Origin of the sequence: Pseudomonas sp. B21-053, from assembly GCF_026016365.1 — a bacterium.
GTDB classification, from domain to species: domain Bacteria; phylum Pseudomonadota; class Gammaproteobacteria; order Pseudomonadales; family Pseudomonadaceae; genus Aquipseudomonas; species Aquipseudomonas nunensis.
In genome coordinates this window covers 296,888-309,221 of the sequence record NZ_CP087205.1, presented here as the reverse complement: position 1 = coordinate 309,221, position 12,334 = coordinate 296,888, and the positions used below count along the sequence as shown (strand labels likewise).

The following is a 12,334-nucleotide window of genomic DNA, read 5'->3' as shown; positions in this document are numbered from 1 at the left end:
TGAATTCCTCTATCCGCCAGTAGTCCGAACTGTACTACCGTTTCTGTCGGGCGCAAGAACTGGGCCCTCCAGATAGAATGTGATCGTGGCCGGTTCACCGGCATGGAGTGATCGAGTGACTATATTCCCCTCTTCTTTGACCTCACCCAAAACCGGTTGCCAGGGCTGCCAGCAAAGCGAGGCGCTGGGCTTCGATTTTGCCTTCGCCTACCAACCGATCGTCGACCTGCGTGACCAATCGATTTTCGCCCACGAAGCGCTGGTCCGTGGGCTGGCGGGTGAAGGTGCGTTGTCCGTGTTAGATCAGGTTACAGAAGAGAACCGTTACCGCTTCGACCAGCTCTGCCGGACCCGCGCCATCGAAGGCGCGGCGAATCTAAATATGCAGACACACTTGTCGATCAACTTCATGCCCAACGCCGTCTATCGTCCAGAGCTATGCATTCGCAGCACCCTGGAGGCGGCGAAAAAACACAATTTCCCGATTGACCGACTGATTTTCGAAACCCTGGAAAGCGAGCACGTAGATAACTATCGCCATTTGACCAATATTCTGCGTGAATACCGCGAATTCGGCTTCAAGACCGCCATCGATGATTTCGGTGCCGGTTATTCGGGGCTCAATCTGCTGGCTGATTTCCAACCGGACCTGATCAAACTCGACATGGCGCTGATCCGCGACGTCGATCGCGACCGTGTTCGTCAGGCTATCGTTCGGGGGATTGTCACAATCTGTGCGGAGTTGGACGTTACAGTCATTGCCGAAGGCATTGAGAGCGCCGGTGAACGGGATTTCCTGGCGGACTGTGGAATATTTCTGATGCAGGGTTACTGGTTCGCCAAACCTGCATTCAAAGCGTTGGCTCAGGTAACGCCTGAAGCCTGGACGCGTTAATCGCCGGTTTTTTCCTATTGAAGACATTTGACCATTTGACCGTTGTCGGTCTGCGCGAGTGGGTGGCGCTCCCGGATCTGGGAGTCGCGGGCCTTCGGGCAAAAATCGACACCGGCGCCAGCACCTCCAGCCTGCACGCCACCGACATCGAGACATTCGAGCGCGACGGGCAGGAATGGGTGCGCTTCACCGCGCATCTAGGCACGGTGGTGCAATTGCGCCACCGCCGCTGCGAGGCGCCGCTGGTGACGATGAAAACCATTAAAAGCTCCAACGGCCATGCGCAGATGCGCTACGTGGTCAGCACCACCCTGGCCCTCGGTGATCGGGTCTGGCGGGTCGAGTTCACGCTCGCCTGCCGCAAGTCCATGCGTTATCGCCTGTTACTCGGTTCCAAAGCCCTGATCGACGGCCAGTTGGTGGTCAATCCGGGAATCAAATATGTACAAGACAAGCCGGTGTTCCCGGTATCTACCTCCTCCACAGGTGTTGCATGAAGATCGCTGTGCTGTCGCGAAACCCGCGTCTGTATTCCACCCGTCGTCTGGTCGAAGCCGGTATCGAGCGTGGCCATGAAATGGTGGTGATCGACACCTTGCGCGCCTACATGAACATTGCCAGCCACAAGCCGCAGATCCACTACCGCGGCAAACCGCTGGAAGGTTTCGACGCGGTGATCCCCCGGATCGGTGCCTCGGTGACGTTTTACGGCTGCGCGGTGTTGCGCCAGTTTGAAATGATGGGGGTGTTCCCGCTCAACGAATCGGTGGCCATCGCCCGTTCGCGGGACAAGTTGCGCTCGTTGCAATTGCTGTCGCGCCGGGGGATCGGTTTGCCGGTCACCGGGTTTGCCCACTCGCCGGATGACATTCCCGACCTGATCGACATGGTCAACGGCGCACCGCTGGTGATCAAGGTGCTGGAAGGCACCCAAGGCATCGGCGTGGTGCTGTGTGAAACCGCCACGGCGGCGGAGTCGGTGATCGAAGCGTTCATGGGCCTGAAGCAGAACATCATGGTCCAGGAATACATCAAGGAAGCCGGCGGTGCGGACATTCGCTGCTTCGTGGTCGGCGACAAGGTGATCGCGGCGATGAAGCGCCAGGCCAAGCCTGGGGAGTTCCGCTCCAACCTGCATCGCGGCGGCAGCGCGAGCCTGATCAAAATCACCCCGGAAGAACGCATGACGGCGTTGCGGGCAGCCAAGGTGATGGGTCTGGCGGTGGCGGGTGTGGATATCCTGCGTTCCAATCACGGGCCGCTGGTGATGGAAGTGAACTCGTCGCCGGGGCTGGAAGGGATTGAAACCACCACCGGCAAGAACGTGGCGGGGATCATCATTGAGCATCTGGAGAAAAATGGCGGGCCGAATATGACGCGGACCAAAGGCAAAGGCTAAAGCGAAAGATCAAAAGATCGCAGCCTGCGGCAGCTCCTACATGGGAATGCGTACCCTGTAGGAGCTGCCGCAGGCTGCGATCTTTTTTCAGCCGTTAAACCGCATCCCGAGGCAACATCAACCCAAGCGGCAATCGCACCCGAGCCTCAAGCCCGCCACCCGACCGGTTACGCAACTCAACATTCCCGCCATGCATCGAAGCAATCCGCTTCACGATCGCCAGGCCCAACCCGGTGCCCTTGCCGCCCCGCGCCCGATCGCCACGGGTAAACGGATTGAAGATCGCCTCCAGCTCCGACGGATCAATCCCCGCCCCACGGTCCATCACGCTCAGCACCACATACGGCGCACTGGTGTCGCCGGACACATAGGCCGCCACCTCAACGCCACTGCCCGCATGGTGCAAGGCGTTACCGATCAGGTTGTTCAGCAAGCGTTTCATCGACACCCGACGCAACGGAAACGGCTGGATCGGTTCCAGGCGCAAGCGGACTTTTTCTTCGTTCTGGTTGTACGGCGCGGCGACTTCGCGCACCAGATCGCTCAGGTCCACCTCTTCCACCGACTCGTCACGACCGTCGCGAATGAACGCCAGGAACTGGTCGAGAATCGCGTCCATGTCCTCGATATCGCGGACCATGTCGTCCGACAGATCGCTGTGATCACCCATCAACTCCAGGGACAAGCGTAAGCGGGTCAGCGGCGTACGCAAATCGTGGGACACGCCGGCCAGCATCAACTCACGCTCGCGACCGGCCTGCTCGACGTCTTCGGCCATCTGGTTGAAGGCGCGGTAAACCTCGGCCATTTCACTCGGCGTGTCGCTGATCGGCAGGCGCACGCTACGGCCCTGGCCGAGTTGCCTTGCGGCGTAGACCAAACGCTTCAAAGGTTGATTGAGCTGGCTGACGAAAATCCACGCCGAGGCGGTGGACAGCAAGCCGATGGCGAGGAACCAGCCGAGTACGTTCCAGATTTTCTGGCCACGCAACGGATGCGGGTACAGCGGTACTTTCAGCCAGCCATCGCCCAGGCTCGGCGCCCGGACCCACAGCGCCGGCGGGGAATGCATGCGTAACCGGACTTCGGTGTCGGCACCCAGCTCCGCCTGCATTTGCCGCTGATAAATCTCGCTGTACGGCCAGTGTTGTTCGCCTTCCGGCACACCGGCGCCAACCACTCGGATCAGGGTCGCGGCATCCGCGATTTTCGTGCGATTTTCTTCATCGGCGGCCCAATAAGCCCGTAGCGTCAGGGCGACGCCGTGGCTGTATTGGCGGTCCACCAGCACGTCCTCGTTCATCAACAGATAAACCAGGGTCAGCGCTTTGGAGAACAGCACGACGATCAGCACCAGCCACAGGGTGCGGGAGAAGAAACTCTGGGGGAACCAAACGGGGGTTTTCATGGATAACCGCTACACACTTGCAGGAGCGAGCGATGCTCGCATATTGCGGATCGCGAGTCTGCGGACAAACTCGTCCGCAAGACCCGCTCCTACAAATCGCCGATCACTTTGTGGCGGCGCCATCCGGAACGAACACGTAGCCCACGCCCCAGACAGTCTGGATGTAGCGTGGTTTGGATGGATCAGGCTCGATCATCCGGCGCAGACGGGAAATCTGCACGTCGATGGAACGCTCCAGGGCATCCCACTCGCGGCCACGGGCCAGGTTCATCAACTTGTCGCGCGTCAGTGGCTGACGAGCGTTCATGACCAGGGCCTTGAGCACCGCGAACTCACCGGTGGTGAGCATGTGCACTTCATCGCCGCGCTTCAGTTCGCGGGTGGCCAGGGACAGTTCGTAGTCACCGAAGGTCACGCTTTCATCTTCGCTGCCCGGTGCACCCGGCACTGGCGCAGCCTGACGACGCAGGACCGCTTTGACCCGAGCCATCAGCTCGTCCGGGTTGAACGGCTTGGCCAGGTAATCGTCGGCGCCCAGTTCCAGACCCTTGATGCGGCTCAGCTCATCACCCTTGGCGGTGAGCATGATGATCGGAATCTGATTGTTCGCGCCACGCAGACGGCGGCAAGCGGTCAAACCGTCTTCGCCCGGAAGCATCAGGTCGAGGACAACCAGATTGAACACTTCACGCGCCAGCAAGCGATCCATTTGTTCGGTGTTCGGTACGGCGCGGGCACGGTAGCCCTTGCTGACGAAAAAGCGTTCCAGCAGGCTGCTCAGCCCTGGATCGTCATCAACAATAAGAATTTTTTCGCCTTCAGCATTGTTTGCAGTGCTGCTCATTAGATGCTCCTTTTAGCTCGGCGCGCATTATGGCGTAGCTGCCGTTATACGCACCGTGTGCATTGTTAGCAGATTTTTCCTTCACTGCCAGAAAACCGGCCTTTTTGCCTACAGAGCGCAATGCCCCCGAATGACAGAACGCTGGTTATAATGCGCGGCGTTTTGTGTCAGGCAACGTCTGATCGTTACTGTGGATGGCCGTTTTTTATTTTCATGGCCGGCGCAGTAATTGTTCGATTTCACGGGTCAACGGGATGCCTGTTGACCCAGGTAGCGGCGCAGGCCAGGCCGCTCAACCAGTCTCGCCGAGCCTTTATCCCTGCGCCTGCGAGCCTGCTTTCACAATTTGTCAGGTGGTTTTATGGACAGCATCAACAGCCGCATCGCCGAGGAACTCGGTGTACGCCCACAACAGGTCGAAGCGGCCGTCGCGCTACTCGATGAAGGCTCTACCGTTCCCTTCATCGCCCGCTACCGGAAAGAAGTGACCGGCAGCCTCGATGACATCCAGTTGCGGCATCTGGAAGAGCGCCTGCGCTACCTGCGAGAACTCGACGAACGGCGCATCAGCATCCTGGCGAGCATCCAGGAACAAGGCAAGCTGACCCCGCAACTCGAGCGCGACATCAAACTCGCCGACACCAAGACCCGCCTCGAAGACTTGTACCTGCCGTACAAGCAGAAGCGCCGCACCAAGGGTCAGATTGCCCTGGAAGCCGGCCTCGGCGACTTGGCCGACGGCCTGTTCAACGACCCGAGCCTGACCCCGGACGCCGAAGCCGCACGCTTTGTCGACGCCGAAAAAGGCGTGGCCGACGTGAAAGCCGCGCTCGAAGGCGCCAAATACATCCTGATGGAACGCTTCGCCGAAGACGCCGGCCTGCTGGACAAGCTGCGCAGCTACCTCAAGCAGGAAGCCACCCTCAGTGCCCGCGTAATTGCAGGCAAGGAAGAGGAAGGCGCCAAGTTCCGCGACTACTTCGAACACGATGAACCACTGAAAAGCATGCCGTCGCACCGCGCGCTGGCGATTTTCCGTGGCCGCAACGAAGGCATTCTCAGCTCCGCGCTGAAGGTCGGCGACGAGCTGCCGGGCACCATGCACCCGTGCGAAGGCATGATCGGCCAGCAATTCGGCATCCAGAACCAAAACCGCGCCGCCGACAAATGGCTGGGCGAAGTGGTGCGCTGGACCTGGAAGGTCAAGCTCTACACCCACCTGGAAACCGACCTGCTGGGCGAACTGCGCGACGGCGCCGAGACCGAAGCGATCAACGTGTTCGCGCACAACCTGCACGACTTGTTGCTGTCGGCCCCGGCCGGCCCGCGCGCTACTTTGGGCCTCGACCCGGGCCTGCGCACCGGTTGCAAGGTCGCCGTGGTCGATTCCACCGGCAAGCTGCTGGATCACGCCACGGTTTACCCGCACGTGCCGCACAACAAGTGGGACCAGACCATCGCGATTCTGGCTGCCCTGTGCGCCAAGCACGCGGTTGACCTGATCGCTATCGGCAACGGTACCGCCAGCCGCGAAACCGACAAACTGGCCGCTGAACTGATCAAAAAATACCCAGCGATGAAAATGACCAAAGTCATGGTCTCCGAGGCCGGTGCATCGGTTTACTCGGCGTCGGAACTGGCTTCCAAGGAATTCCCGGACCTCGACGTGTCGATCCGTGGCGCGGTCTCCATCGCCCGTCGCTTGCAGGATCCACTGGCCGAGCTGGTGAAGATCGATCCGAAATCCATCGGCGTCGGCCAGTACCAGCACGACGTGTCGCAGCTGAAACTGGCGCGCGGCCTGGACGCTGTGGTCGAGGACTGCGTAAACGCCGTGGGCGTGGACGTGAACACTGCTTCCGTGGCGCTGCTGGCGCGCATCTCCGGCCTCAACGCGACCCTGGCGCAGAACATCGTCAGCCACCGCGACGAGCACGGTGCGTTCAAAACCCGTGCAGCGCTGAAGAAAGTCGCGCGTCTTGGCGAGAAAACCTTCGAACAGGCCGCCGGTTTCCTGCGCGTCATGAACGGCGACAACCCGCTGGATTCGTCGGCGGTTCACCCGGAAGCCTATCCGCTGGTGCAGCGCATTGCCGCTGAAACCGACCGTGATATCCGTTCGCTGATCGGCGACGCGAGTTTCCTCAAGCGCCTCGATCCGAAGAAGTACACCGACGAGACGTTCGGTCTGCCAACGGTCACCGACATCCTGCAAGAGCTGGAAAAACCCGGTCGCGACCCGCGTCCCGAGTTCAAGACTGCCGAGTTCCAGGAAGGCGTCGAAGACCTCAAGGACCTGCAACTGGGCATGATCCTCGAAGGCGTGGTAACCAACGTGACCAACTTCGGCGCGTTCGTCGACATCGGCGTGCATCAGGACGGTTTGGTGCACATCTCCGCGCTTTCGGAGAAGTTCATCAAGGATCCGCGTGAAGCGGTGAAGGCCGGTGATGTGGTGAAAGTGAAAGTCATGGAAGTCGACATCCCGCGCAAACGCGTTGGCCTGTCGATGCGCATGAGCGACACCCCGGGCGAGAAAATCGACGGTGCCCGTGGTGCGCGCCCGGGATCGGCGCCGCGCCAGTCCCAGAACAACGCACCGCGCAAGGAAACCACGGCCCCGGCCCCGGCCAATAACGCCATGGCGTCGCTGTTTGCCAACGCCAAGCAGTTGAAGAAACGCTGATGGAAATCCCTGCCGGGCTGACCGAAAGCGCTTTCTTCAAGTTGCTGGGGTGTCGCTTGCACAGCCTGGAAACCGGGGTGGCGCAAGTCGCCCTGGGGCTTGAGCCAGAGCTGCGCAATCGCGGCGGCAAGCTGCACGGCGGAGCGTTGTTCAGTCTGGTGGACATTGCCATGGGGCTGGCCTGTTCCAGCACCCACGGCTTTGACCAGCAGAGCGCGACCATCGAATGCAAGATCAACTACATTCGCGCGGTTTCCGAGGGCGAAGTGATGTGCACGGCGCGGGTGATCCACCCGGGCCGGCGTACGTTGGTGGTTGAAGCCGACGTGATGCAAGGCGACAAACTGGTCGCAAAAGCACAAGGCACGTTCGCAGTCCTGTAGCTAGATGTCATCGATTTGAGTTAATTTCAGCGCTGTGACCGCAGCGCCGAAATTCCCTGTGGGAGCGGGCTTGCTCGCGAAGGCGGTGTATCAGGCAATTTATGTGTTGACTGACACTCCCTCTTCGCGAGCAAGCCCGCTCCCACATTGATTGCAGCTCGTTCCAAAACCAGGCGAAAACGCCAGTTTTAACTTCACCCTTGTAGACCGTCTTGCCCACCCCCATATTGGGGCGACTGACGCGTGAAGGAATCCAACTTGAGCGAACTTCTCAACCGCCGCCTGGCTCTGCTTGGCGAGCGCGCTAACCTCTCTCTGCTCGAACAGTGCCTTCACGGCATCGAACGTGAATGCCTGCGCGTGACCGACGAAGGTCGCCTGGCGCAAACGCCGCACCCGGAAGAATTGGGTTCCGCGCTGACCAACGAACAAATCACCACCGATTATTCCGAATCGCTGCTGGAGTTCATCACGCCTGCCCTGCCCGATCCGGCAGACACCCTGGCGAGCCTCGACAGCATTCACCGTTTTGCCTACAGCAAGCTCGGTAGCGAGTTTCTGTGGAGTCCATCGATGCCGTGCCCGTTGCCGGCCGAGGAAGACATCCCGATCGCCTATTACGGCACCTCCAACATCGGTCAGCTCAAGTACGTCTATCGCAAGGGCCTGGCCCTGCGTTACGGCAAGACCATGCAGTGCATCGCCGGGATTCACTACAACTTTTCCCTGCCGGAAAAGCTCTGGCCGCTGCTCAAAGAGGCTGAAGGCTTTGTCGGCACCGACCGCGACTATCAGTCGTCGGCCTATATCGCGCTGATCCGCAACTTCCGTCGCTACAGCTGGCTGCTGATGTACCTGTTCGGTGCCTCCCCGGCCCTGGACGCCGGTTTCCTGCGCGGTCGTTCGCACCAGTTGGAACAACTGGACCCGGACACCTTGTACCTGCCGTACGCCACCAGCCTGCGCATGAGTGACCTCGGTTACCAGAGCAACGCCCAGGCCGGCCTGACGCCGTGCTACAACGATCTGGCAAGCTACACCGACAGCCTGCGCAAAGCGGTGGCCACGCCTTACGCGCCGTACGTTGAAGTCGGCACGCACAAGGACGGTGAGTGGGTTCAGCTCAACACCAACATCTTGCAGATCGAAAACGAGTACTACTCCAACATCCGCCCGAAACGCGTGACCTACACCGGCGAACGGCCGATCCAGGCGCTCGTGGCCCGTGGTATTCAGTACGTCGAAGTGCGCTGCCTGGACATCAACCCGTTCCTGCCGATGGGCATCGACCTGACCGAATCGCGGTTCCTCGACGCGTTCCTGCTGTACTGCGCGCTGAACGACAGCCCGCTGCTGACCAATGGCAGCTGCGGTAACGCGACTTCGAACTTCCTCAGCGTGGTCAAGGAAGGTCGCCGTCCGGGCCTGCAATTGCAGCGCGACGGTCAGCCGGTGGACATGAAGGAATGGGCCACCGAACTGCTGGAGAAGATTGCCCCGCTCGCCGCGCTGCTCGATCAGAGCCATGGCGGCGATGCGCACAGCAAGGCGCTGGACGTGCAGCTGGAGAAGGTCAAGGATTCGTCCCGCACACCGTCAGCCCAGGTGCTGGCAGCGATGGCCGAGCATAAGGAAAGCTTCGCCCAGTTCTCCTTGCGTCAGAGCCGGGTGCATGCGGAGTATTTCCGCAGCGAGCCGTTGAGCATTGAAGACCAGGCGAAGTTTGAATCGCGAGCGCGTTCGTCCCTGGCCGAACAGGCGGAGCTGGAGCAGAACGAAGTCGGCGATTTCGATGTGTTTGTCGGGTCGTATCAGGCGAGTATTCTGGCGATCAGTAACTAAGCGGCGCCTGTTAAAAGATCGCAGCCTGCGGTAGCTCCTACGGGACGGTGCCGGGGCTGCGATTTTTTTTGCCCGCACAACGCAATATCGGATCCACACGCTACCTTTGTAGGAGCTGCCGAAGGCTGCGATCTTTTGATCCTTTAGAATTTTCCGCTCATAAGCTCATTCGAAAAAGTTATTTATTTTTGGATTCTTATATCATTTAGTCTCCTTTTCACGCCGATCCTCGGTCGCCTGACAAGGAGCTTCTCCAATGAAACTGAATTTCCCTCTTCGCCTACTGGCGGCCGCGTCTTTGGCTGCGGCGAGTTTGTTTGCCCAGGCGGCTGACGTCACCGTCGCCTACCAGACCACCGTGGATCCGGCCAAAGTCGCCCAGGCCGACGGCGCGTACGAAAAAGCCACCAACGCCAAGATCGACTGGCGCAAATTCGACAACGGTGCCGACATCATCGCCGCCATCGCTTCCGGCGATGTGCAAATCGGCTACCTCGGTTCCAGCCCGCTGACCGCCGCGATCACCCGCAAAGTCCCGGTTGAAACCTTCCTCATCGCCACCCAGATCGGCGCCGCCGAAGCACTGGTCGCCCGCGACGGTTCCGGGATCAAGACCCCGCAAGACCTGATCGGCAAGAAAATCGCCGTGCCATTCGTTTCCACCGGCCACTACAGCTTGTTGGCCGCGCTGAAGCACTGGAACATCGATCCGTCGAAAGTCACCATCCTCAACCTCGCACCGCCAGCCATCGTTGCTGCGTGGAAACGCGGTGACATCGACGCCACTTACGTCTGGGACCCAGCCCTCGGCGTGGCCAAGGAAAACGGCAAAGTACTGATCACCTCCGGCGAACTGGCCAAGTTCGGCGCGCCGACTTTTGATGCCTGGATCGTGCGTAAAGACTTCGCCGAGAAGCACCCGGAAATCGTCACCGCGTTCGCCAAAGTGACCCTCGACGCCTACGCCGAGTACCGTAAGGATCCGAAAACCTGGCTTGCCAACCAAAGCAACGTCGACAAACTGGTGAAGCTCTCCGGCGCCAAGGCCTCTGACATTCCATTGCTGCTGCAAGGCAACGTCTACCCGCTGGCGGCTGATCAAGTGATCACCCTCGGCGCGCCGACCACCAAGGCCATCACCGACACCGCCGTGTTCCTGAAAGAACAAGGCAAGGTCGAGGCCGTGCTGCCGGACTACGCCCCGTATGTCAGCGCCAAATACATCACCAACTGATCGGAGTTAACTGCGATGGCTTTGCTACAGCTGGAGCGCATCAGCGCACAGTACCCCGGCAGTCCGGAACCGGTACTGACGGATATTTCCTTGAGCCTGGGGCCCCAGCAATTGCTGGTGGCCCTCGGCCCGTCCGGCAGTGGCAAGACTTCGCTGTTGAACCTGATTGCCGGTTTCGTCGAGCCCAGCGCCGGGCGCATTACCCTTGACGGCGTGCCGGTCAAAGGCCCGAGCGCCGAACGCGGCGTGGTGTTCCAGGACGACGCGCTGCTGCCTTGGCAGGACGTGTTGGCCAACGTAGGTTTCGGTCTGGAACTGGCCGGCATCGCCAAAGACAAACGCGAAATCCGCGCGCGAGAAATGCTCGCGCTGGTGGACCTTTCCGGTTTTGAAAATCGCCGCATCTGGCAGCTCTCGGGCGGCCAGAAGCAACGCGTCGGCCTCGCCCGTGCGCTCGCCGCCGATCCGCGCGTGTTGCTGATGGACGAACCCTTCGGTGCCCTCGACGCCTTCACCCGCGAACAGATGCAGGAGCTGCTGCTGCAAGTCTGGCAGCGCACCGCCAAACCGGTATTCCTGATTACCCATGACATCGAAGAAGCGGTGTTCCTCGCCACGGACCTGATTCTGCTTGCGCCGAACCCCGGGCAAATCGTCGAGCGTTTGAGCCTGGATTTCGGTCAGCGTTATGCCGCTGGCGAGTCGGCACGGGCGATCAAATCCGACCCGCGCTTTATCGAAACCCGCGAACACGTGCTCGCCAAAGTGTTCTCCCAACGCAGCGCCGCCACGCGGCAGGAGCGCGCATGAGCAGCTATGAAATTCCAGCCGTGACGGTGAAACCCGGTTCGACAGTGATTCCGGTGCGCCGCAGCCTCAATACTCGTTGGATCAGCGTGCTGACGCTGTTCGCCTTGGTGTTTATCTGGTGGGCTGTCACGGCCACTGGAATGATCGAACCCCTGTTCCTGCCGCCGCCCTCCTCCGTGCTGCAAAAAGGCTGGTTGCTGGCGACCACGGGCTACATGGATTCAACCTTGTGGCAGCATTTGGGCGCGAGCCTGAGTCGCATTGGGCTGGGCCTTGGCTTCGCGGTACTGACCGCCGTGCCGGTCGGGATTGCCATCGGTCACAACCGCATCGCCCGCGGGATTCTCGATCCACTGATCGAGTTCTACCGCCCGATTCCACCGCTGGCCTACCTGCCGCTGATCGTGATCTGGTGCGGCATCGGTGAGCTGTCGAAAGTCTTGTTGATCTACCTGGCGATCTTCGCCCCAATTGCCATCGCCACCGCGACGGGCGTGCGCACGGTCGATCCGGCCAAGTTGCGTGCGGCGCAGTCCTTGGGCGCGTCCCGGGCGCAGCTGATTCGGCATGTGATTCTGCCGAGTGCGCTGCCGGATATTTTGACCGGCGTGCGCATTGGTCTGGGCGTGGGTTGGTCGACGCTGGTTGCCGCCGAGTTGATCGCCGCCACCAGTGGCCTGGGCTTTATGGTGCAGTCGGCCGCGCAGTTCCTGGTCACCGATGTGGTGGTGCTGGGGATTCTGGTGATCGCGCTGATCGCCTTCGCCATGGAAATGGGCCTGCGCACACTACAACGCAAACTGGTGCCGTGGCACGGCCAGGCGCACTAAAAC

The 12,334-nt window shown here is 60.5% G+C and carries 11 protein-coding genes; 9 read left to right on the top strand and 2 right to left on the bottom strand.

Going from position 1 to position 12,334, the window contains the following annotated elements; genetic code table 11:
• Positions 1 to 115 precede the first annotated feature (115 nt).
• From LOY68_RS01330 to rimK, 3 genes are read left to right on the top strand one after another with little or no spacing between them, the layout of a single operon-like run.
• Entirely contained in the window at positions 116 to 895 is a 780-nt protein-coding gene (locus tag LOY68_RS01330) for an EAL domain-containing protein (RefSeq protein ID WP_054047775.1), read from the top strand.
• A gap of 35 nt (positions 896 to 930) precedes the next feature.
• On the top strand, positions 931 to 1,392 hold the full coding sequence (locus LOY68_RS01325) for an ATP-dependent zinc protease (protein WP_177331474.1): 462 nt from the start codon (positions 931 to 933) through the stop codon (positions 1,390 to 1,392).
• Positions 1,389 to 2,294 (top strand): 30S ribosomal protein S6--L-glutamate ligase, encoded by a 906-nt coding sequence (rimK, locus tag LOY68_RS01320; RefSeq protein ID WP_054047778.1) that lies wholly within the window; start codon positions 1,389 to 1,391, stop codon positions 2,292 to 2,294. Before LOY68_RS01325 ends, rimK begins: the two co-directional genes overlap by 4 nt.
• A gap of 94 nt (positions 2,295 to 2,388) precedes the next feature.
• Here rimK and LOY68_RS01315 read toward each other — a convergent pair whose 3' ends face one another.
• Both LOY68_RS01315 and ompR read right to left on the bottom strand, forming a co-directional pair.
• On the bottom strand, positions 2,389 to 3,702 hold the full coding sequence (locus LOY68_RS01315) for an ATP-binding protein (protein WP_054047782.1): 1,314 nt from the start codon (positions 3,700 to 3,702) through the stop codon (positions 2,389 to 2,391).
• 103 nt (positions 3,703 to 3,805) lie between these two features.
• Positions 3,806 to 4,546 carry a two-component system response regulator OmpR gene (gene ompR / locus LOY68_RS01310; RefSeq protein WP_054047784.1) on the bottom strand — a complete coding sequence of 247 codons (741 nt, stop codon included), beginning with the start codon at positions 4,544 to 4,546 and terminating at the stop codon, positions 3,806 to 3,808.
• Between the two features lie 361 nt (positions 4,547 to 4,907).
• Between ompR and LOY68_RS01305 the strand changes: the two genes are divergently transcribed.
• The 6 genes from LOY68_RS01305 to tauC all read left to right on the top strand — a co-directional run bounded on the left by LOY68_RS01305 (position 4,908) and on the right by tauC (position 12,331).
• Positions 4,908 to 7,232 (top strand): Tex family protein, encoded by a 2,325-nt coding sequence (locus tag LOY68_RS01305; RefSeq protein ID WP_265042485.1) that lies wholly within the window; start codon positions 4,908 to 4,910, stop codon positions 7,230 to 7,232.
• Positions 7,232 to 7,615: a PaaI family thioesterase gene (locus tag LOY68_RS01300; RefSeq protein WP_054047788.1), complete on the top strand. Its 384-nt coding sequence runs from the start codon at positions 7,232 to 7,234 to the stop codon at positions 7,613 to 7,615. The genes LOY68_RS01305 and LOY68_RS01300 overlap by 1 nt, the downstream gene beginning before the upstream one ends.
• A 258-nt stretch (positions 7,616 to 7,873) precedes the next feature.
• A complete protein-coding gene (gene gshA / locus LOY68_RS01295; protein ID WP_265042483.1) occupies positions 7,874 to 9,457 on the top strand; it encodes a glutamate--cysteine ligase in 1,584 nt (527 codons plus the stop codon).
• 256 nt (positions 9,458 to 9,713) lie between these two features.
• Complete coding sequence (gene tauA, locus LOY68_RS01290) at positions 9,714 to 10,691, top strand: taurine ABC transporter substrate-binding protein (protein WP_054047792.1); 978 nt, start codon at positions 9,714 to 9,716, stop codon at positions 10,689 to 10,691.
• 15 nt (positions 10,692 to 10,706) lie between these two features.
• Positions 10,707 to 11,501: a taurine ABC transporter ATP-binding subunit gene (tauB, locus tag LOY68_RS01285; protein ID WP_054047794.1), complete on the top strand. Its 795-nt coding sequence runs from the start codon at positions 10,707 to 10,709 to the stop codon at positions 11,499 to 11,501.
• Positions 11,498 to 12,331 (top strand): taurine ABC transporter permease TauC, encoded by an 834-nt coding sequence (tauC, locus tag LOY68_RS01280; RefSeq protein ID WP_265042481.1) that lies wholly within the window; start codon positions 11,498 to 11,500, stop codon positions 12,329 to 12,331. The genes tauB and tauC overlap by 4 nt, the downstream gene beginning before the upstream one ends.
• Positions 12,332 to 12,334: the final 3 nt, after the last annotated feature.

What these genes read in the sequence shown, in the direction of transcription:
- tauC (WP_265042481.1), top strand. Translation starts at nt 11,498, where the DNA reads ATGAGCAGCTATGAAATTCCAGCCGTGACGGTGAAACCCGGTTCGACA.
- tauA (WP_054047792.1), top strand. Translation starts at nt 9,714, where the DNA reads ATGAAACTGAATTTCCCTCTTCGCCTACTGGCGGCCGCGTCTTTGGCT.
- ompR (WP_054047784.1), bottom strand. Translation starts at nt 4,546, where the DNA reads ATGAGCAGCACTGCAAACAATGCTGAAGGCGAAAAAATTCTTATTGTT.
- rimK (WP_054047778.1), top strand. Translation starts at nt 1,389, where the DNA reads ATGAAGATCGCTGTGCTGTCGCGAAACCCGCGTCTGTATTCCACCCGT.
- LOY68_RS01305 (WP_265042485.1), top strand. Translation starts at nt 4,908, where the DNA reads ATGGACAGCATCAACAGCCGCATCGCCGAGGAACTCGGTGTACGCCCA.
- LOY68_RS01315 (WP_054047782.1), bottom strand. Translation starts at nt 3,702, where the DNA reads ATGAAAACCCCCGTTTGGTTCCCCCAGAGTTTCTTCTCCCGCACCCTG.
- tauB (WP_054047794.1), top strand. Translation starts at nt 10,707, where the DNA reads ATGGCTTTGCTACAGCTGGAGCGCATCAGCGCACAGTACCCCGGCAGT.
- LOY68_RS01300 (WP_054047788.1), top strand. Translation starts at nt 7,232, where the DNA reads ATGGAAATCCCTGCCGGGCTGACCGAAAGCGCTTTCTTCAAGTTGCTG.